The sequence below is a fragment of the Sulfuriferula plumbiphila genome (genome assembly GCF_009938015.1).
GTDB classification, from domain to species: Bacteria; Pseudomonadota; Gammaproteobacteria; order Burkholderiales; family Sulfuriferulaceae; genus Sulfuriferula; species Sulfuriferula plumbiphila.
The window spans coordinates 983,757-1,003,126 of sequence record NZ_AP021884.1; the positions used below are offsets into that span (position 1 = coordinate 983,757).

20 protein-coding genes and 1 pseudogene are annotated in these 19,370 nt (G+C 53.8%); 17 read left to right on the top strand and 4 right to left on the bottom strand.

Annotated elements, in window-relative coordinates:
* Positions 1–33 precede the first annotated feature (33 nt).
* The 17 genes and pseudogenes from GZH91_RS05235 (at position 34) to galE (ending at position 16,272) form a co-directional block, all read left to right on the top strand.
* Positions 34–375, top strand: a complete 342-nt coding sequence (locus GZH91_RS05235; protein ID WP_147071659.1) for a hypothetical protein — start codon at positions 34–36, stop codon at positions 373–375.
* Between the two features lie 214 nt (positions 376–589).
* Positions 590–691, top strand: a pseudogene (locus GZH91_RS17960) (hypothetical protein); the annotation flags it as partial.
* Between the two features lie 52 nt (positions 692–743).
* Complete coding sequence (gene epsL, locus GZH91_RS05245) at positions 744–1,919, top strand: XrtB/PEP-CTERM-associated polysaccharide biosynthesis outer membrane protein EpsL (protein WP_161984182.1); 1,176 nt, start codon at positions 744–746, stop codon at positions 1,917–1,919.
* A 78-nt stretch (positions 1,920–1,997) separates the two neighbouring features.
* The gene (epsE, locus tag GZH91_RS05250) at positions 1,998–2,783 is read left to right on the top strand and encodes a polysaccharide export protein EpsE (protein ID WP_147071666.1); all 786 of its coding nucleotides are present in this window, start codon (positions 1,998–2,000) and stop codon (positions 2,781–2,783) included.
* A 17-nt stretch (positions 2,784–2,800) separates the two neighbouring features.
* Entirely contained in the window at positions 2,801–4,198 is a 1,398-nt protein-coding gene (gene epsF, locus GZH91_RS05255) for a chain length determinant protein EpsF (RefSeq protein WP_147071667.1), read from the top strand.
* A 40-nt stretch (positions 4,199–4,238) separates the two neighbouring features.
* Positions 4,239–5,126, top strand: a complete 888-nt coding sequence (gene epsG, locus GZH91_RS05260) for a chain length determinant protein tyrosine kinase EpsG (RefSeq protein WP_147071669.1) — start codon at positions 4,239–4,241, stop codon at positions 5,124–5,126.
* Between the two features lie 12 nt (positions 5,127–5,138).
* Entirely contained in the window at positions 5,139–6,431 is a 1,293-nt protein-coding gene (locus tag GZH91_RS05265) for a polysaccharide polymerase (RefSeq protein WP_147071672.1), read from the top strand.
* The gene (locus GZH91_RS05270) at positions 6,421–7,569 is read left to right on the top strand and encodes a glycosyltransferase family 4 protein (RefSeq protein ID WP_174861829.1); all 1,149 of its coding nucleotides are present in this window, start codon (positions 6,421–6,423) and stop codon (positions 7,567–7,569) included. Before GZH91_RS05265 ends, GZH91_RS05270 begins: the two co-directional genes overlap by 11 nt.
* Positions 7,560–8,597 carry a glycoside hydrolase family 5 protein gene (locus GZH91_RS05275; protein WP_147071674.1) on the top strand — a complete coding sequence of 346 codons (1,038 nt, stop codon included), beginning with the start codon at positions 7,560–7,562 and terminating at the stop codon, positions 8,595–8,597. Before GZH91_RS05270 ends, GZH91_RS05275 begins: the two co-directional genes overlap by 10 nt.
* 75 nt (positions 8,598–8,672) lie before the next feature.
* Positions 8,673–9,815 carry a GumK N-terminal domain-containing glycosyltransferase gene (locus GZH91_RS05280; protein ID WP_147071676.1) on the top strand — a complete coding sequence of 381 codons (1,143 nt, stop codon included), beginning with the start codon at positions 8,673–8,675 and terminating at the stop codon, positions 9,813–9,815.
* Between the two features lie 48 nt (positions 9,816–9,863).
* A complete protein-coding gene (locus tag GZH91_RS05285) occupies positions 9,864–10,838 on the top strand; it encodes a glycosyltransferase family 2 protein (protein WP_147071677.1) in 975 nt (324 codons plus the stop codon).
* A gap of 25 nt (positions 10,839–10,863) precedes the next feature.
* Positions 10,864–11,382, top strand: coding sequence for a serine O-acetyltransferase (locus GZH91_RS05290; RefSeq protein WP_147071679.1), 519 nt, complete (start codon positions 10,864–10,866; stop codon positions 11,380–11,382).
* Positions 11,379–12,839 carry a lipopolysaccharide biosynthesis protein gene (locus tag GZH91_RS05295; RefSeq protein WP_147071681.1) on the top strand — a complete coding sequence of 487 codons (1,461 nt, stop codon included), beginning with the start codon at positions 11,379–11,381 and terminating at the stop codon, positions 12,837–12,839. Before GZH91_RS05290 ends, GZH91_RS05295 begins: the two co-directional genes overlap by 4 nt.
* Before the next feature lie 29 nt (positions 12,840–12,868).
* Positions 12,869–13,222: a DUF1919 domain-containing protein gene (locus GZH91_RS05300; protein ID WP_170227433.1), complete on the top strand. Its 354-nt coding sequence runs from the start codon at positions 12,869–12,871 to the stop codon at positions 13,220–13,222.
* 15 nt (positions 13,223–13,237) lie between these two features.
* The gene (locus tag GZH91_RS05305) at positions 13,238–13,975 is read left to right on the top strand and encodes a WecB/TagA/CpsF family glycosyltransferase (protein WP_147071684.1); all 738 of its coding nucleotides are present in this window, start codon (positions 13,238–13,240) and stop codon (positions 13,973–13,975) included.
* 80 nt (positions 13,976–14,055) lie between these two features.
* A complete protein-coding gene (locus tag GZH91_RS05310; protein ID WP_147071686.1) occupies positions 14,056–15,120 on the top strand; it encodes an acyltransferase family protein in 1,065 nt (354 codons plus the stop codon).
* A gap of 126 nt (positions 15,121–15,246) precedes the next feature.
* Positions 15,247–16,272 (top strand): UDP-glucose 4-epimerase GalE, encoded by a 1,026-nt coding sequence (gene galE, locus GZH91_RS05315; RefSeq protein ID WP_147071688.1) that lies wholly within the window; start codon positions 15,247–15,249, stop codon positions 16,270–16,272.
* Positions 16,273–16,341: 69 nt separating this feature from the next.
* Here galE and GZH91_RS05320 read toward each other — a convergent pair whose 3' ends face one another.
* The 4 genes from GZH91_RS05320 to GZH91_RS05335 all read right to left on the bottom strand — a co-directional run bounded on the left by GZH91_RS05320 (position 16,342) and on the right by GZH91_RS05335 (position 19,322).
* On the bottom strand, positions 16,342–17,526 hold the full coding sequence (locus GZH91_RS05320; RefSeq protein ID WP_147071690.1) for an AI-2E family transporter: 1,185 nt from the start codon (positions 17,524–17,526) through the stop codon (positions 16,342–16,344).
* Positions 17,527–17,717: 191 nt separating this feature from the next.
* Positions 17,718–17,876 carry an entericidin A/B family lipoprotein gene (locus tag GZH91_RS05325; protein WP_174861830.1) on the bottom strand — a complete coding sequence of 53 codons (159 nt, stop codon included), beginning with the start codon at positions 17,874–17,876 and terminating at the stop codon, positions 17,718–17,720.
* 164 nt (positions 17,877–18,040) lie between these two features.
* On the bottom strand, positions 18,041–18,637 hold the full coding sequence (locus GZH91_RS05330; protein WP_147071695.1) for a ferritin-like domain-containing protein: 597 nt from the start codon (positions 18,635–18,637) through the stop codon (positions 18,041–18,043).
* Between the two features lie 76 nt (positions 18,638–18,713).
* A complete protein-coding gene (locus GZH91_RS05335) occupies positions 18,714–19,322 on the bottom strand; it encodes a glycine zipper 2TM domain-containing protein (RefSeq protein ID WP_147071697.1) in 609 nt (202 codons plus the stop codon).
* Between the last annotated feature and the right edge of the window lie 48 nt (positions 19,323–19,370).

Here is a 19,370-nt window from a genome sequence, read left to right on the forward strand (position 1 = left end):
AAGTGCTTCACTGGAAATGGAGGTGGATTTGTTATGCGCTTGAATATACGTAATTTCATTGCGGTCTTTGGCTTGTCACTGGCTGGTTTGGCTGGCTCACTGGCGTGCGATACCGCTGCATCCAGTCTGCAAGTGGCGACGACAAATGTGACCCACGCCGTTGGGAACCACAAGTCTGCGGTTGTTGCTGTTTCATATAGGACTCCCGCCTATGCAGGCTATGCCAGTTCCGTGACGGATGCGGCGGCCGTGGATAAATCAAGTGTCTCAGCCGTGCCGGAAGTGGATATCTGGACCATGCTTGTAGCGATACTCGGGCTGACCGGTATGCGTCTGTGGCGTGGTGGCAAGAAAGGCTTGCCGGCGATCAATTGAACTGATTCTTTAGGATGTATGCATCAGTTGTTCGGCTCAGGAGTACTCCGCTGTTGTATGTCTTCCTTGTGGCATGATGCATGGCCGCTGGAGCCTGAGCCGATGTGGCTGGCAAAGACAGGCAGGATGTGTCGCTGAAAGCAGCAGAGGTATTTGCGTGAGGGACGAAACAGGGTCAATGGACAAGCCGGCTGGAAACTACGTCAAACGATGCCTGGAAAACACGGGCATGATTCCATTGCATCTGATAGGAGTGCAATCCGGCGCTTATCCGGGCGAAGACGACATTGTGCGTTATGAAAACAAATGCAATTGACACGCAGCGGTTCGTAACTGCGGAAAATCTCGCTTTGCTAATGGTATTGGCGATGATTTCCAATACTCAGGCAGATCCGCTCCAGACAATTGCGCAAGACACCTTCACACCTTATGTGCGCGGGCTGTATGGCTATGACAGCAATCTGTTCCGCTTGCAGAATGACCAGGCCGCAATGGCCATTCTCGGCACGACCGATACTGCCGAGTCGTATCACACCCTGGCAGCGGGCATGGATGTGAATCTGCGTATCAGCCGTCAGGCAATCAAGGCGCATGCCGAATTCAACCAGACGCGGTTCAACAAATATACCGGACTCGGTTACAACGGCCGCGACACGTCGCTGCAATGGAACTGGCTGGTGGGAAGCATGGCGACAGGTGACGCTGGCATTGCAGAATCGCTCACCCAGGCAAGCTTTGTGGACATCAAGCAGCCGATCAACAACCTGATTCGAACCCGGAAAGGTTTTTTTCACACCGCGATCAAGGTGGGGAACCCCTGGCAAGTAAAGCTTGGCCTGGACAGAACCAATTTGAGCAACAATGCAGCGATTCAGCAGACGCTTGATTCAACCGTGGATACCGTCAGCACGGGCGTGCAGTACCAGACCACTGAAGGCACGCGGATTGAATGGGTGAGCCAGCGCAGTGACGGCAACTATCCCAATCCCCAGATTGTCGGTCTGGCAGCCGTGAATAACGGTTATCGGCAATGGGATAACGGCGTCAAAACGAATTGGTCGCCGACGGCAAAAACACAACTGTCAGGCCGGCTCAACTATACCCAGCGCAGTTATGCGGATGTGCCGCAGCGTAATTTCTCCGGCATCACCGGGCGTGTGGCGCTGAACTGGATGGTCACTGACAAAACCACATTGAGGTCGGCGCTCTATCGCGACATAGGCGCAGTGACCTATCCCACGGCAAGCTACGCCGTGATCCAGGGAGTGGCGCTCGGTGCCGACTGGAAGCCAACCGCCAAAGTGGCGGTCAATCTGCAAATCAGCCATGACCGCATTGCCTATACGGGTGACCCGGGGTTTGTCCTGTCTACTGTGTCGGCCAGGCGGGATCAGCTTAACGCGGTACGGGCGGGTGTGAGTTACAACTTGTTGCGCAATACCACCCTCGGCCTGGTGCTGCAACGTGGGGCTGTGCATTCCAATCAGGCGCTGATGAGCTATGGCTACAGCAGCGCGATGTTCAACCTGCGCAGTGAATTTTGATCGAGCCGGACGAAAAAACCCGGATGGGCGTAATGGTCGTCCCTGGCTTTTAAATGAATTGAAACGGAGGCATTTTTTATGCGTTTAATCCTGTATGCAGTGCTGGTATTGCTGACCGCATTCTCCCTTCCTGTTGCTGCGATGGACTACCGCCTGGGTAGCGGCGATATTGTCCACATTAGCGTGTATGACCACCCCGAGTTGCTTATGGATGCACGGGTGGATGAACAGGGGAAAATCAATTTCCCGCTTATCGGGGGGGTGCCGGTGGCTGGTGAAACTGCCAGTACTGCACAGAAACTCATTGAAGATCGACTGGCACAAGGCGGCTTCCTCAAAAATCCCCAGGTCAACGTGATCGTCAAGCAATATCGCAGCAAACAGGTTGCAGTATTGGGGCAGGTCAATCATCCCGGAAAATATCCCCTGGAATCCACCAGTACGGTGACAGATCTGCTTGCCCAGGCGGGCGGCGTGACACTGGCGGGTGCTGACAACCTGATCCTGATTCACCAGCAGGATGGCAAATCCCAAAGAGTCCGGATTGATACCCAGTCGTTATTTCAGGGCGGGCAATTTGATCTGAATCATCAGGTGAGTGACGGCGACGTCATTTACGTGCCGCGTGCACCGGTATTTTATATCTACGGTGAAGTGCAGAAACCCGGCGCATATCGGCTGGAAAAAAACATGAACGTGATGCAGGCATTGTCGCTGGGCGGAGGCATTACCCAGCGCGGCACGCAACGCGGCATCCAGATTCGCAGGCGGGGGGCAGACGGCCGTCCCATCACGCTGAATGCCGTGTTGACCGCTCCCGTGCTTGAAGATGATGTGGTGTATGTCAAAGAGAGCCTGTTTTGAGTGGAGGCGGATAAATCATGAATGTCCTGCAGTTTCTGTTGATCCTCAAAGCGCGCAGGAAGCTCATTCTGCTTACGCTGATACTTTCGGTAGCGATCGTCGGCTGCATCAGTCTGCTGTTACCCAAGGCCTACACGGCAACCGCCTCGCTGGTGGTGAATATGCAGGGAGCGGACCCGGTGACCGGCTTGACCATGCCGAGTCAGCTCGTATCCGGCTATCTGGCAACGCAGGTGGATATCATCAGCAGCCACAACGTCGCGCTGAAAGTGGTGGATGATCTGAAGCTGGCGCAACAGGCGGTGTTCCAGCAGCAATTCCGGCATGACGTCAAAGGCCAGATATCCATCCGTGACTGGCTCGCCAATAGGCTGCTGGGGAATCTGGATGTGCAACCGTCGCGCGACAGCAATGTCCTCTATGTCGCCTTTAACAGCGGGAACCCGCAGACGGCCGCGCGGCTTGCCAATGCCTTTGTGCAGGCTTATCTCCTGACCAACCTGGAACTCAAGACCCAGCCTGCCCGGCAGACTGCTGCCTGGTACGACGCACAACTGGGTGATCTGCGTAACAACCTTGAGAAAAGCCAGGCCAAATTATCCAGCTATCAGCAAAGCAAAGGGATTGTTTCCCTGGATGACAAACTGGATACCGAATCTACGCGCCTGGCGGAATTGTCGAGCCAGATGGTGGCTGCGCAGGGACAGACTTACGATAGTCTTTCCATACAGCGCAATGCCAGCAATGCATCGGCAAGTGTAATGAACAACCCGGTGGTGCAGTCGCTCAAGGCAGATCTGGCCAGAAGCGAAGCCAAGCTCAGCCAGCTGGCGCAGCGCGAAGGCAAAAATTATCCCGAATACCAGCGTGCAGCAGCCGAGGCCGACAGCCTGCGTGAGAAGCTCGCCAGTGAGATCAGCACAGTGCGTCAGAGCATGAACAGCAATCTTGCTGTGTCGCGGCAGCGGGAAGGAGATTTGCGCGCAGCAGTGGCGGCGCAGAAAGCCAAAATATTGGCAATCAATGCGCAGCGTGACGCAGCCGGGGTATTGGCACGCGAGGTGGAAAGTGCGCAGAAGGCATACGATCAGGCACTGCAGCGTTTCACCCAGACCAGGCTGGAAGGCCACGCCGGACAAACCGAGGTCGCGCTGCTCAGTTCAGCCGTGGCACCACTCACCCCATCCACCCCCAGGGTGCGTCTTAACATCCTGTTGTCGATTATTCTGGGCGTGGTGCTAGGCATTGGTCTGGCGCTGATCATGGAAATGCTCGATCGACGCGTGCGTTCCGAATATGACCTGGTCGCATTCCTGGGTGTTCCCGTCCTCGGTGTGCTGGTTGCACAGGCCACCGGCAGGCAGTGGCTAGCAAGGCGCGGCTGGCTTGGGCTGCCTGCCCCAAAGCCGGGGTGACAAAGCGCCTACCGCCCATTCTGAATTTCGAGGACTAGCCATGAATATGCCTTATCACCCAGCTGCCGCTAAACGCATCGACGAGTTATCTCCAGCAAATGGGGAACAAAATTTGGGTGGGCTACTACTGGACGCCGGCAAGCTGACGGCAGCCGGTGCCGAGCGCGCATTGCAATTGCAAAAAGCAGAAAATCTGCGTTTTGGCGAGGCCGCAATCCAACTCGGGCTGATTACCGAGGCTGACTTGTGCCAGGCGCTATCGCAGCAGTTTTCCTATCCCTACTTGTCCCCGGGCGAAGGCCATTTCAGTCCGGAACTGGTTGCCGCTTACCAGCCATTCGGGCCCCAGGTAGAGAGCCTGCGTGCGTTACGCAGCCAGTTGATGCTGCGCTGGTTCACAGCCGGCCACAAGGCGCTGGCGATCGCGAGCATCAATCCGGGTGATGGTGCGAGCTATCTTGCGGCCAATCTGGCAGTGGTGTTTTCCCAGTTGGGCGAGCGCACACTGCTGATTGACGCGGACCTGCGCCGGCCACGCCAGCATGTGCTGTTCAATCTGGGTAACCGCCCCGGGCTGTCGGACATGCTGGCGGGACGTGCCGGCATGTCTGCGGTGACACGCATTCCCGCCTTCCTCAATCTTTCGGTGCTGACTGCAGGGGCAGTTCCCCCCAATCCCTCTGAACTGTTGTCCCGTGCCGCCTCTCCCATAAAGCTGGAGGATTTTGCCCAGCACCACGACGTGATATTGCTGGACACTTCCGCTGCGCGCACCAGTGCCGATGCGGAAATGGTGGCAGTGCGTAGCGGCGGGGCGTTGCTGGTGTTGCGTCAGGATCACACCCAGCTGGCTGCTGCTGCGGCATTCCAGGCCAATCTGAGCAGTGCCGGCGCTACGCTGATAGGCACTGTGTTGAATCAGTTCTAGCCATTCATTTATATGCGATTCTCTACACTCACGTCCGGCATTGCCTTGCCTCGGCCAGATACCCTGGCTTCGACCCAACTGGTTTCCGTGATTTTGATTGCCAGTACCACTTATCAGGCGTTGCTGGCGCTGATTCATACCCATGTTTTCCGCATTACCTCTTCGCTTGTCGGGCTGGCAGAGTTTTTCATCTATCTGGCTTGCGTTGTTGTATTGAGCCGGCGCATCCGGCCAGAAATAGTCATCACTGCGCTACTGGTCGCGGCGTACCTGTTTGTTCTGGCTATCCTGCGCAATGAAGTGGAGCTGAGAGGATTTCGAGATGTGATGATTCCCATCCTGTTCTACTGGCTGGGACGCAACGTTGGCGACATCCACTATGCCGACCGGATATTGAAACGGGTGATTGGCATCGTGTTGTTTTTCGGATTTTTTGAATTGTTTTTCCTTGATTGGTATAGCCGACTGTTCGATATTTTTTCTTACTACGTCAGCCTGGGCAGTATCGCGACGTCGACCAACTTTATCAAGGACAGCACGCTCAGTCTCAATGGCTTGCGCCCGGAAGGTATCGGTCGCACGATATTACCCGCCCTGTTTGGTAGCCACCGTATCTCGTCTGTTTTTCTTGAACCCGTGTCGCTGGGCAATTTTGCGGTCATCGTGGCAGCCTGGGGCTTATCAAAACAGCGTGAAGAATCTCGCGAGATGCTGTTTTTTGTCGGTGCTGCCGTCATCATGATTGCACTTGCAGATTCCCGTTACGGAATGGTCACTGTTGCCCTGCTGGTGATAATGAGATTGCTGCCGCTTGGGCGAGCGCGGATTGTCGTCAGCATGCTGCCCCTGCTGAGCATGCTGATGCTGGTGGTGATCGGCCTGTTTTTTCGGGGGCAGTACGCCGACAACATTCTCGGTCGTTTGTATGTCAGCGGAAAAACGCTGCTGAACTTCAATGCGGAAATGGTGCTGGGTCTGGCCGGTTTCAATGTTTTTTTTGGCGATATGGGTTATGCCTCGCTGATGACGCGTATCGGCATTCTGCTTTGTATCTTCCTGTGGTTCGCATTCTGGATGATACGTATGCAGGATGAACGAGGAAACCGTTTCCGCATCTATATCGCCGTGTATATGTCGCTGATCCTGTGTGTGAGCGGAACCTCGCTGCTGGCACTCAAGTCGGCCGGCATCCTGTGGTTCCTGGTGGGAAGCTATGCGCGGCGCGAGGACAGCAAACCGGCGACTGTGCCAAGATCGGCAATCCACCGCCCAGCAGCGGGAGAGGGGGTGAGTTATGCCCATTAAGGTCGTGCATGTGGTGCGCCAATATCATCCATCGGTGGGCGGCATGGAAGACGTGGTGCAAAACATTGCGCATCAGCAACGTGTACGGCATGGCCAGTTACCCAAAATCATCACGCTGGATCGCCTGTTCAGAAATTCTGCCGAGCGTCTTGCGGCCGATGAGCTTGTCAACAATATCCCGGTTATGCGCCTGCCTTATCGTGGCTCCAGCAGATATCCGCTGTGTCCGAGCGTACTGGAGCATGTGCAGGACGCGGATGTAATCCATGTCCATGGAATCGACTTCTTTTTCGATTATCTGGCTGCCACATGGCCGATACATCGACGTCCCATGGTGGTTTCCACGCATGGCGGTTTTTTTCATACAGGCTTTGCCTCTGCTTTCAAAAAAATCTATTTCGACACCGTAACCCGGGTTTCATCTCGCGCCTACGCCAGGGTCATTGCCACGAGTGACAACGATGGTGAAATTTTTAGCGGCATCGTGAAACCGCCAAAAATGGTGGTCATCGAGAATGGCGTCAATGTCGAAAAGTACAGCGCTAAATCCGCCCCGAACCTGATGCCTGCACTGATCTATTTCGGGCGTTGGTCAGAGAACAAAGGGCTGCTTGAAACGATCGCGTTTTTCAGGCACCTGGTGTCTCAACAGCCCGGCTGGAAGCTGATCATAGCGGGCAGGGAATATGATCACAGCCAGGAAGAGTTGATGGCCTTGCTGCAAAAACACGAACTTAGCGGGTGCGTTCGCCTGGCGCCGAATCCATCGGATCAGGAATTGGCAAGTCTGATCGGGCAGTCCAGTTATTTCATCTGCCTGTCGCGGCATGAGGGTTTTGGCATCGCGCCGATAGAAGCGATGAGTGCCGGTTTGACCCCTGTGTTAAGTGACATCCCGCCCTTCCGGAATTTGATTGAGCAGTCGGGTCTGGGTGTCCTGCTCGGGGAAGGAAGCCCTGCAGACAGGACGGCTGCCTTGCTGGCTCTTCATCACCAAGGCGAACGCGGATATGCCAACAGGCGGATGTTGGCCCAGGCATTTGTTGACCGCTATAACTGGCAGCACATCGCAGACAAGTATGTCGATATTTACTCTATCCTGGCAAACCAGGCATTGAGGAGATCAACATGCGTGTAACGCGGTCACTGTCCATCAAGCTGATAAGCCTTTTGCCGTGCGCTGTTATCGCAGTCCTGGCTATGTCAGGTGCGGCCGCGAGCTGTAACCGGAACGCAGTACTGAAAGGCGTCAATATTGCCGGCGCGGAATTCAATGCGGATCAGTTGCCGGGGATTTTGTACAAGAACTATATCTATCCGAACAGCGCAGAACTTGATTATTTCGCATCCATCGGCGCCAATGTGATCCGCCTCCCTTTCCTGTGGGAGCGTATTCAGCCAGCTTTGTTTGGCGATCTTGATCCTGCCGAACTTCAAAATATTGCAGCCACGGTCGCGTCGGCCAGATCACACGGAATGTGCGTCATCCTCGATGTGCACGACTATGGCGGCTATCGAGGCAAGGCAATTGGCACATCGATAGTGCCTGCCAGTGCATTTTTTAATTTGTGGACCAGGTTGGCCGCCAAATTTCCTGACACCTCCGCCACAGCGTTCGGCCTGATGAACGAGCCTAACAAGTTATCAATTGGTCAATGGGCCGACCTGGCTCAGAAAACGGTGAATGCAATCAGGAAAAGCGGTGCGAAAAACCTGATCCTAGTCTCCGGCGGCCGCTGGAGTGGCGTACATGACTGGGAAAAGCAAATCGGCGAGACGTCGAATGCAGATGCTTTTGCTCATTTTCAGGATCCGACACAGCGCACACTGATCGAAGTTCACCAATATGCAGACCCCTATTATTCCGGTACCGGCCAGACGTGTGTACCTGCGGCGGCCTTTGGAAAAATGTTCGATGACATCACGCGTTGGGCAAAAACGAACAACCAGCAACTTTTTCTCGGGGAGTTCGGGGTCCCACCCAATCAACAGTGCCTGGAAGCACTGGATGCAATTCTTGCCCGGATTCAAGATGCAAGTGTTTGGCGCGGATGGACGTATTGGGCGGCCGGAAGCTGGCTGGGCACTTATCCATTGAACATCGAGCCGAAAAATGGAACTGATATGCCCCAAACCGGCGTGTTAAAGAAATTTTTGAGTAAGTGAGGATGTTGTTGAGGATGTATCTGGCCGAGGCCATGACTGCATTGCACGCAATGTGCGGATTCAGCGGGGGTGTTCATGAACGGAAATAACGAAACCAACGAGAAAAATACCGTGCCTCAAAATTTTCTTTTGATCACGGCGCTTGACTACAGGACACCGCGCAAGGCCAATCTTCACTTTATTGCCGACGAACTGGTCAAGCGCGGGACGACCCGTTTTTTTTCACTGCGTTACAGCATGCTGTCGCGTTACAAAGCGGATCCGCGAGCCTGCATTGATGCCAGCGCCAACCGCAAGGAGGTTTTCAATGGCGCGGAATGTTTTCTCTGGAAAACGCTGATTCATCCCTTCAATACGAGAAAAAAGCCGCTCCGTCCCCTGGAGAACCTGTTTTTCGGATGGTACAAAAACAACCCGAGCGCGGTGCTGGTCGAATGGATGGAACAGGCCGATGTGATTTTTTTCGAGAGCGGCTCCGCCCCGATTTTTTTTGACCTTGCCTGCCAGGTCAATCCCGGCGCCAGCAAGACCTACATCGCTTCGGATGACCTGGATACCATCAATGTCGCCGAATATGTCCGTAAATGTTTCGATCGTGCTGCGCCGAACATGACGGCAATCTGTCTGCCGTCACGGGTGCTGTCATCGGCCATGCCCGAGACCGCTAACAAGCACTTCGTCCCGCACGGCATCGACCATTCCATTGCGGGCGATGCCGACCCTTCGCCCTATGCCGCAGGGCGGCATGCGGTTTCGGTCGGGTCGATGCTGTTCGATCCGTCGTTCTTTCAGATCGCTTCGCGGCAATTTCCGGATATCACTTTTCACGTTATCGGGTCTGGCCATGTCCGACAAGGCTACGGAAAAAACGTACGCGTGTACGACGAAATGAAATATCGGGATACCCTGCGCTATATCAAGCATGCAGACTTCGGCATCGCGCCCTATAAAGCCGAAGCGGTCCCCGCATATCTGGCCGACACTTCCATGAAACTCATGCAATACGATTTCTTCGGCCTGCCCGCGGTATGTCCCATGCCGGCGGTGGGTTCCTATGCGTCCCGGTTCGGTTACCACCCCGGCAACGCCGCCTCGATTGAATCGGCTATCCGCGCGGCGCTCGCCGCCCCGCATGTTCCGTCAAGGCGGCATCTGAGTTGGGCGCAGGTCGTCGACCGCCTGATAGGGCCGCAACGCTTTGGTGACACCAGGCTGTAATGAATTCGGGTAAAAACCCGCGCTGGCTGGAATACACAAGGAAGAAACATGACACAATACAATAATCAGGTTGACGTAATCATCCTCTCGTGGAACCGGGTGGACGACACCATTGCGGCGATCGCGAGTACCAACGAACAGGTTGATGTCGACAAACGCATTCTCATCGTCGATCAGGGCAGCGAGTCGGAAAATCTGCGCAGGATCGAGCATTTTCTGCGGGATATTCCGTGCGCGGAGCTCAACAAACTCGGTAAAAACGTGGGGGTGGCCGGCGGCCGCAATATCGCGGCGGGCATGGGTAATGCCCCCTATATCGTGGCGCTGGACAGCGATGCGGTGTTTGCCGATTCCCGCATGCTCGCGCGCGCGGTGGCGCATATGGATGCGGCCCCGCAACTATGTGCGATCGGGTTTCGCATCGTGAATTTCTTCAATGGCGAAAACGACGCCACCTCCTGGGATTACCCGGCCGCCGGCTGTCATCCCGACAAACGTTTCGCCACTACGCGCTTTATCGGGGCCGGGCATGCCATACGGCGCAGCACTTTCGAATCCGTCGGCGCGTATGACGAACGCCTGTTTTTCTGCGGCGAGGAAATCGATCTGTGCTACCGCATGCTCAATACCGGCCTGCGTATTGAATATGTGCCCGAAATTGCAATCCGCCACAAAGTTGCTCCCGAACATCGGGTTTTCTGGGGCAAAGGCCGTTATTTCTACACTGTGCGCAACAGTATGTACACCAAGTATAAATATGGCGAATCCACTTTCCGGCTGGGTGCCGCGGCCTTGGCATTCCTGATCAAGGGATACGCCAACCGGATACCCGGCGAGGCGCTGCGCGCGTTCAAAGCCTCATTCGCGATGTGCCGGGCATTCAAAAATTCGGTTCATGATAAACACGCGTATCAGCTGAGCGCGGAGACGCGATCCTATATTTTGTCGTGTGAGCCCTGGCGCAAGGACGGCGTGTTCTCCAAGTTGCGCAGGCAATTTGTCGGGCTGCCGCACCAAGACTGAATTCTTGTGCGGGCCGGGAGACGGTATGACGAAATTTCTAGAAGATTTGCGCGGCTATCGCGAAGGCCTGCTTGCACAGGGTTTCTGGGCCTTGCAGGTCTACCGGTTCGGGCACGCCCGCTTCAAGGTGCGTTCCGCCTTGATTCGGAAACCCTGGGGATTGCTGCATTTGGTGTTGTCCAAGTGGATCGAATTAACCTGCGGCATCACGATTGGCGCGACAGCCAGTATCGGGCGCAGATTTATGATAGAGCATTTTGGCGGGATTGTGATTCATGGTCATGCCGTGATTGGCGATGACTGCATGATTCGACACGGGGTGACGGTAGGAAACAAAATCTCGGATAAACCATTGGACGCACCTACGATTGGTTCCCGGGTGGATATCGGAGCCGGTGCCAAATTAATCGGCAAAATCACCATAGGTGACGATTGCTGTATTGGCGCAAACGCCGTGGTGATTACGGATGTTCCCAGCGGTTCAATTGCGGTCGGCGTGCCCGCGGTCATAAAGCTGCGCAGACCACGCCAAGCAAGCAAATGAATGAACATAAAGTACGCGTTGCAAGGTCATTAATCTGGACTGCCCTGGAAAGCTTCGGTGTATCCGGAGTTTCGCTGATTTCTGTTGTCGTATACGCACGATTTCTAACCCCCTCGGAACTCGGCGTGTCGGCAATGGCACTTGGTGTTGTACAGCTTCTCAATATTCCGGTCGAGGTATTGTTCCATGATGCACTGGTACAGCGAAAAGAGGTGACGCAGCGTCATTTTGATACCGCTTACGCCATATCGGTTTTGCTGGGGTTTCTGTTACTGGGTTTGTGCTGGTTCGGAGCAGAATGGTTTTCCGAGCTCATTGGCACACCAGTGATAGCACCGGTATTGCAATGGATGAGCCTGAGCCTGCCGTTTATGGGATTTGCCACTGCAGTCACTGCGCAGCAACGACGAGCTATGGAATTTCGGCCGTTGGCGATACGGTCGGTCGCAGGCCGCACGCTGGGAGGCGTAACCGGGATTGTCATGGCTATTGCGGGTGCTGGTGTATGGAGCTTAGTTGCGCAACAGATCCTGACAGTAGCATTTTCAACAATTATTTTATGGATACTGGCGAGTAGGCGCCCTTCCTGGCGCATCAGCGGACCCGAATCCCGTGAGTTGCTAAGCTTCGGGCTTTTTTCTACCGGAGTTACTTTTCTCGCGGTGTCTATACAACGAGTTTTCACGCTGATGGTGGGGGCTTTGTTAGGTACCCATATAGCGGGTTATTTTGACCTTGCATTCCGTGTCGTCCACACGGCACGCGATCTTTTTTTTGGTGCGGTATCTCAACTCTCATTGCCGATGTTCTCGCGTCTGCAGGATAATCGCCCGGTTCTGGCCGCAGCGTATTCGTCAGCAGTACAGTTCACCTGTGTATTCATGTTTCCCCTTTTTGTCGGCCTTGCCGTGTGTTCGGCAGAGATGGTTATGCTGTTTTTTGGCGAGCGTTGGCAAGCGGCTATTCCCATCCTCGCAACCGTAGCAGTACTGACTGTCGAATTTTTCGCCAGAGCGTACTCGGCTTCAATGATGAATGCCGCTGGCCGCCCTTCGTTCCCGAGCCTATCTGTTGGTATTCAGGTGGCGTTCATCGTGGCAGGAATGTTGCTCATAGGCCGGGAATCCTATTTTTGGGCGTGCGGGGTTTGGGCAACACGTATCGTGATAAGCACTCCTGTCGATATGTTGATGCTAAAGCGTGCAACGGGTTTGAATGTGCATGATCAAATACGTGGCGTGCCTGTGCTATTGATTTGCACTATGGGGATGGCACTCGCGGTGTTGGCAGTGAAGCATTGGCTGGCTCCGGCGTGGCCGGTTCCCGTCAGGCTCTCGCTCATGGTCGGGGTGGGTGCATTGGTCTATCCGGCTTTGCTATGGTTGGCAGACCCGGCCTTGGTTCGACGTATCGTGGCTTTTACCGGCGAAGTGCGGCGCAAGCGCGCAGCGGCATGAGCGCAGTTCCCTGCTCAGGATGGTATTGTATGCAAGGATTTTCGGCATATCCGATATGGCATTTACCGCAGCTGGTAATGAACGCGCATTTTCCGTCGAGGTTAAAGAAAGCCTTTGCAGGTAAGGCTTTCAGGTTCATCTCCTCCAATTGTCTGGAAGGATGTTTTTCCCGGATTTTGGCAACGCAGTATCGTTCGCCAACTGTTGGACTCTATTTCAATCCGGCAGATTATCTGAGCTTCATTAGTGATTTACAGAAGCTTCTCGATGCCGATCTGGAGTTGGATAAATCCGGTTCCGAGCAGACCGGCGAACTTTATAGTCAATGGCATCGATTGAATGGAGCCCTGTTTCTGACCATGTTAAAAGGTCTCGCAGCTTGAATCAGGGAGCATTTGATGCATTTTGACAAGGTTATTCGGGTGGGTGATTTTCCGGTACTGCAGACCACATCGCGCGAGCTGGCGATGCATTTGCTTGACAGCCTCCAGCGCAAGCGCCGCCTCATGCTGTTCTTCGCCAATACCAATTTCGTCGTTAAATGCCGGGGGTTGTCTGCCAGGATGTGCAAGGAATCCGTGCTGATCGTGAATGACGGAGTAGGGATGGATATTGCGGCATGGCTGATTCATCGTAGCCGCTTTAAAGAGAATTTGAACGGTACGGATTTCACGCCTTACTTATTCAGCCAATCAGGCAAGCCGTTGCGCATATTTATGCTGGGTGGAAAGCCGGCTGTTCTGCAGAAGGCGGCGGATCATCTAGCCCGGCGGCTCGGCCAGGAGGTGGTTGGTGTCCGCGATGGCTATCAGGGTATTAACGACCCGCATCTGCTTGAAATCATTAATGCGGCCAGCCCGGATGTGATCCTGGTCGCGCTTGGGAATCCGCTTCAGGAAGAGTGGATTTTGAATAGCCGCGAAGCGCTTGACGCTGGTGTCATCATAGGCGTTGGCGCGCTGTTCGACTTTTGGGCCGGCGACAAGCCGCGCGCGCCGGTCTTCGTGCAAAAGGTCCGGCTCGAATGGTTTTATCGCTTGTTGCTGGAGCCGCGTCGTCTTTTGCGCCGGTACACCGTCGATATCGTGCGGTTTCTTTTTCATTGTTATAAATGCCGGGAGCGCAGACCCGGCTGATACTGTGACGCAGCTTGATAGCTGTGTCGCATCCTGGACATGTGCAAAAAATACCCGCCTGATGTGATTACGCGAATTCCATGACCAGGAATATACAATATATAGACATCATGAAAGCGATCGGCATCGTGCTGGTTGTGCTCGGGCATTCACCGGGTCTGAACGAATATGTAAAAAGTACAATATATGGTTTTCATATGCCGTTATTTTTCTTTATTTCAGGACTGCTTCTGTCGGATGAAAAACGGCAGCTAAAAATAACGGAATATTTTATATTGCAGACACGTGCACTTGGTATTCCATATTTGTTCTTTTGGTTTGTTTCATATCTTTATTGGTTGCCAACGCACACCTTGTCGGCCAGTGCAGGAAAATATGTCGGCATCCCCTGGTGGAAACCAATCGAAGGCGTTTTTATCGGAAACGGCAACGCGCTTTACGTTAACGTGGTGTTGTGGTTTTTTACCTGTCTTTTTACCACATCACTTATTTACTTCATTGCCAGAAAGTTTTTTTCTTATTTATCTTTACTTATATTATTCAATTCAATAGCATTCGCTTTTACGCTTTTTTATGACAAGTCATGGCCACGTACGCCCATGGGGTTGGACAACGCAGTAGTAGCACTTGCTTTTTTTTCTGCGGGTCATTCTTTTCGTCAATACCAGCCGGTTTTTCTGGAAAGCATGTCCAAAAAAAGAGCGATTCCGGCATCCCTGTTTCTGTTTTCATGGGTTCTGATTTTTACAATCCTGAATGGTGAGGTGGATTTAAACACGATGTCTTTTGGAAATTATAAAATTCTTTATTTCTTAATCGCATATCTGGGGATATTTTCGCTGTATTTTTTTTCCATATCCATACCGAACAACCTTGTTTTTAAATGGCTGTCAAAAAATACCATTATTATTTTCCCGGTACATCTGTTGATGTTTAGTGTATTCACCGGAATTGCAGAGGTGGTATTTGGAATGCCTCATTCTTTCAGGGAATCTTCTGTTGTATGGACTGTGCTGTTCGCGGTTTCTGCATTATTGTTGAGTTATCCAGCATCGCTGTTCTTATATCGATATTTTCCCAATGTATTTGGTGGGAGAAAAAAACGGCAGTATGGGCGGCCTGAGAGTCTGGCGCGGAGCGGTTGAATATATAGAAAGGTGGTCCTGGCCGCTGGATTGCAGAGTATTTAATTAAAATTCGCTGTGCATCAACACTCGAATACCTTGGGCGCACAAACCATGCACGGCCGAGTACTTTTACAAGAGGCACAAATGACCATTCACAGCATACTCGTGACCGGCGGCGCCGGTTACATCGGCTCGCATACCTGCGTTGCGTTGATTGAAGCCGGATATGTACCGCTGGTGCTGGACAATCTCAGCAACAGCAATCCTGCGGTACTTGGTCGTGTGCAGCGCATTACCGGCACTCGCCCCCAATTCATCGAAGGCGACGTGCGGGATGGCGCGCTGCTGACACGTGTTTTTGCCGAGCATTCGGTTGCCGCCGTCATACACTTTGCCGGACTCAAGGCGGTAGGCGAGTCGGTGCAGCAGCCGCTGGCTTATTATGATAACAACGTGCACGGTACCTTGAGCCTGTTGCAGGCCATGCATGGCGCACGGGTAAACAAGCTTATTTTTTCGTCGTCCGCCACCGTGTATGGCGATCCTGCCAGCGTTCCCATCTGCGAGGATTTCCCCCGCAGCGCGACCAATCCCTACGGGCGCTCCAAGCTGATCATCGAAGATGTTTTGGCCGATTTGCATTACGCCCAGCCGGACTGGCATATTGCCCGGTTGCGCTATTTCAATCCCGTGGGCGCGCATGCCAGTGGCTTGATTGGCGAAGACCCCCAGGGCATCCCCAACAATCTCATGCCTTATATCACGCAGGTGGCCATCGGCCGCCTCGATAAACTGCGGATATTCGGTGGTGACTGGCCCACACCCGACGGCACCGGCGTGCGCGACTATATCCATGTGATGGATCTGGCGGAAGGACATGTGGCGGCATTGGCGCATCTGTTGCAGCAGCCGGGGATGTTCACTGTCAACCTGGGCAGTGGCCAGGGCTATTCCGTGCTGCAGATGGTGCAGGCGTTTTCACGCGCCTGCGCGCGCGAACTGCCTTATGAAATTGTTGAACGCCGGCCGGGCGACATCGCGGCCTGCTGGGCTGACCCCGGCGCAGCACAGGCGCTGCTGGGCTGGTGTGCCAGGCGCGGGCTGGAAGATATTTGTATCGATGCCTGGCGCTGGCAACAGGGCAACCCGGTGGGGTTCGCGCGCGGGTGACCCTTTTCCGCGCGGTTATCGATCCGTGTTAGGCATTCGCCTCCAACATACGGGCCCGATTGAATCGGCTCAATCCCCCAACAGTTCTGCAACAGGATGCAATTGTTCTATATGCTGGGACACGACCCGCACGATGACGATGATGGGTATGCTGAGCAACATGCCCCATACACCCCACAGCCAGGTCCAGAACAACAGGGAAATAAACACGGCCGCAGTATTCATTTTCGCAAATCTACCCGTCATCCAGGTGGTGACAAGGGTGCCGATGAGGGTGGCAATCAACAATGATGCCCCCGCCACCTGTAGTGCAGATGAAAGTGAATCGAATTGAATGAACGCCGCCATTCCGGTAACACCGGCAGTAATGGCAGGGCCAAAATACGGAACGATGTGTAACAGACTCGCCGCTACCGCCCAGGCGCCCGCATTTTCCAGACCCAGCCAGGTGAAAGCCGCCCAGGTCAGCACACCCACCAGGGCATTGGTGATCAACAACATGAACATGTAATTCTGGATGGAGTTGTTGATGTCATCCAGAATATGGACCGTAATTTTCTTTCTGGTCAGCGTCGGCCCGGCCAGGCGCACCAGCTTGCGCTTGAAAGTATCACCCGACAGTAGCAAAAAATAGGTAAGGAAAGCCACCATGATGGCTTGTCCGAAAAACGCCAGCACGCCCCTCCAGCCTGTCCACAATAAGGTATTGAGCTTGAAGGGAGACGGATCAATGACCACATAGGTAGCCGCATGCCTGTTGGCCCCTGGTGTGGCGGCGACCTGGTTGGTCGCCTTTTCAATTTCGTTTGCTGCGATTTGTACTTTTTGCATGTTGCCGAGCTGGCCACGTCGCCATTGATTGGCTGCGTACGACAGCTTGCTGGCGGCTTTGGGTAACTGATTCACTATGGTTTGCATTTGCCCACGCAAGGCGTAGGCACTCAGCAATACCATGCTTACCACTGCCAGCATCACAATGCTGGCGCCAATCACGCGCGGGATCTTGATGAATTCCAGCCATGCCACCAGCGGATTCAGAGTGTAGGCAAACAAAATGCCGAGCAGCAGGGAAATGACAAAGGTCTGTGCCCAGTCGAGGACAAATATCAGGGCGATGACAGCGAGGATGGCAAGCGCCATACTGTGCGCTACCACCGCCTCATGTGTCGGTGGTAGGCTCAAATTATCGGTATCGGAAGCGTTGACCACGGTTTCGGCTGCTGTTGCTGACTCGGGTTGAGAAGCTGTTTCCATGATCACGCTATCCGGGAAATGATATAAATGCTTTGTTATGGCCGGCCCAGGCGTCTGTCGGATATCCGGCCGGTTTGCTTTAAGTCTGACAGACTCCTGACAGGTCAGGCGGCGAATGAATCGGTAGTGTATTTAAAAAGGGCTCCCTGCAGAGCCCTTTTTAATTATTGCCGATGCTACCGGATGATACTTTAGTTCCCCTGCTGCACGTCTCTGGCTTTGTCGTGAATCGCGTCACCCGCATGTTCGACGTCTTTGCCTGCGCCCGCTACGGTGTTGCAGGCGGAAACGCTGAGCAACATGCCCAGTGTGCTTGCCATTACCAATGCGGATAAAATTTTCCTGGTCATGATTTATCTCCTGAACGATAAGCGCTGATTAAAAAGCCTGAAACTTGGAACCCGAAAATTTTCAAGCCTGATAACAGCTTAATGGGCATGACAAAAGCAGTCTGTACGCTGTCGCACATAACATGAAACTGTCCCGGGGTTTGGCTTTATTTGAGCGTGTGAAATTACTCCATCATGGTCAGAGCTCTATGTTTTTTTGCAGATGATTTTTTGGAATTGTCCCCAGTGGCGAAATTTTCCAGTAAATCCGCCATTTCGTCCGCATGTTCCTCCTCCATTGCGAGTATGCTTTCCAGCATGCGTCGAGTGGTGGGATCCTTATCGCCGATATACTGGATAATCTCGCGGTAAGTATCAATGGCGATGCGTTCAGCCACGACGTTTTCCTTGATCATGCCCGCCAGTGAGACGGCTTCCACATATTCAGAATGACTGCGCCCGGACATCCCGTCCGGCGAGAAATCGGGCGCCCCGCCGAGTTGCACAATACGTTCGGCAATCAGGTCCGCGTGACCCTGTTCCTCGTTGGAGTGAACCAGAAATTCATCAGCAATGCTTTTTGATTGAATTCCTTTTGCCATGAAATGGTGGCGCCGGTAACGCAACACACAAATTATTTCAGTGGCGAGCGAGTCATTCAGCAATTTGAGAACTGTTGCGCGATCCGCATCATAACCAGCGGTTACTGCGCCCTCCTCAATATGCTGGCGTGCACGTTTGCGCAGGGTGGTAATGTCAGTAAGAACCGTTTTTTGTGGCATTTGAGTCTCCGTAGGAATGAGGTGATGGAAATGAGCGCTTGTCCAGGGACGCGGCTCGCTGTCAACGATTGCACATTCAATCGCTTGACCTGATCTCGCCGTTGACGACCCTTACGCGATCTCCGGCACGCCATGTGGGCGGGTTCGTTTCAGTGAATACTTGCCGGGAGCCATCTTCGAAGCGGATTGCAATTTCATATTGTGTTTCGGATTTCACGCGTTTCTCGATTTCATTTCCGGCAAAAGCACCACCCAGTGCACCCGCAACAGTGGCTACCTCCTTGCCGCGTCCGCCGCCCACCTGATGCCCCAAAACGCCACCCACGACTGCGCCGCCGACAGCACCCACACCGCTTCCTTGACCACGCGTGTCAAGCGCGCGAATGTCCTCTACGACGCCACATTCATTGCACCTTATTCTGGCAGGTGCATTGTTCGCTGGACGTTCGGATGTTTTATGCTGTTCTTTTCTTGCCGTTTCCGGGTGGTGCGTTTTAGTATTGGCGGGCTGGCTGATTGCGGCAGACTCTTTCTCTGGCTGTACCGTTGTGTTTACTCCGGAATTGCCGGTTGACGCGGGCAACCAGCCCATAAGCGCTGCTATACCGGCGCCACAAAAAAGTATGACGGCTATGCCTGCCACCCAGATGAGCGGATGCGGGGATTTATTAGATTCTGATTGCATGGTGTCACCGTGGTAGTGGGAAATGCCTGCCGCATTTCAGCTGCATGT

Coding starts and splice junctions, on each gene's coding strand:
- GZH91_RS05235 (WP_147071659.1), top strand. CDS start 34: ATGCGCTTGAATATACGTAATTTCATTGCGGTCTTTGGCTTGTCACTG.
- epsL (WP_161984182.1), top strand. CDS start 744: ATGATTTCCAATACTCAGGCAGATCCGCTCCAGACAATTGCGCAAGAC.
- epsE (WP_147071666.1), top strand. CDS start 1,998: ATGCGTTTAATCCTGTATGCAGTGCTGGTATTGCTGACCGCATTCTCC.
- epsF (WP_147071667.1), top strand. CDS start 2,801: ATGAATGTCCTGCAGTTTCTGTTGATCCTCAAAGCGCGCAGGAAGCTC.
- epsG (WP_147071669.1), top strand. CDS start 4,239: ATGAATATGCCTTATCACCCAGCTGCCGCTAAACGCATCGACGAGTTA.
- GZH91_RS05265 (WP_147071672.1), top strand. CDS start 5,139: ATGCGATTCTCTACACTCACGTCCGGCATTGCCTTGCCTCGGCCAGAT.
- GZH91_RS05270 (WP_174861829.1), top strand. CDS start 6,421: ATGCCCATTAAGGTCGTGCATGTGGTGCGCCAATATCATCCATCGGTG.
- GZH91_RS05275 (WP_147071674.1), top strand. CDS start 7,560: ATGCGTGTAACGCGGTCACTGTCCATCAAGCTGATAAGCCTTTTGCCG.
- GZH91_RS05280 (WP_147071676.1), top strand. CDS start 8,673: ATGAACGGAAATAACGAAACCAACGAGAAAAATACCGTGCCTCAAAAT.
- GZH91_RS05285 (WP_147071677.1), top strand. CDS start 9,864: ATGACACAATACAATAATCAGGTTGACGTAATCATCCTCTCGTGGAAC.
- GZH91_RS05290 (WP_147071679.1), top strand. CDS start 10,864: ATGACGAAATTTCTAGAAGATTTGCGCGGCTATCGCGAAGGCCTGCTT.
- GZH91_RS05295 (WP_147071681.1), top strand. CDS start 11,379: ATGAATGAACATAAAGTACGCGTTGCAAGGTCATTAATCTGGACTGCC.
- GZH91_RS05300 (WP_170227433.1), top strand. CDS start 12,869: ATGCAAGGATTTTCGGCATATCCGATATGGCATTTACCGCAGCTGGTA.
- GZH91_RS05305 (WP_147071684.1), top strand. CDS start 13,238: ATGCATTTTGACAAGGTTATTCGGGTGGGTGATTTTCCGGTACTGCAG.
- GZH91_RS05310 (WP_147071686.1), top strand. CDS start 14,056: ATGACCAGGAATATACAATATATAGACATCATGAAAGCGATCGGCATC.
- galE (WP_147071688.1), top strand. CDS start 15,247: ATGACCATTCACAGCATACTCGTGACCGGCGGCGCCGGTTACATCGGC.
- GZH91_RS05320 (WP_147071690.1), bottom strand. CDS start 17,526: ATGGAAACAGCTTCTCAACCCGAGTCAGCAACAGCAGCCGAAACCGTG.
- GZH91_RS05325 (WP_174861830.1), bottom strand. CDS start 17,876: ATGACCAGGAAAATTTTATCCGCATTGGTAATGGCAAGCACACTGGGC.
- GZH91_RS05330 (WP_147071695.1), bottom strand. CDS start 18,637: ATGCCACAAAAAACGGTTCTTACTGACATTACCACCCTGCGCAAACGT.
- GZH91_RS05335 (WP_147071697.1), bottom strand. CDS start 19,322: ATGCAATCAGAATCTAATAAATCCCCGCATCCGCTCATCTGGGTGGCA.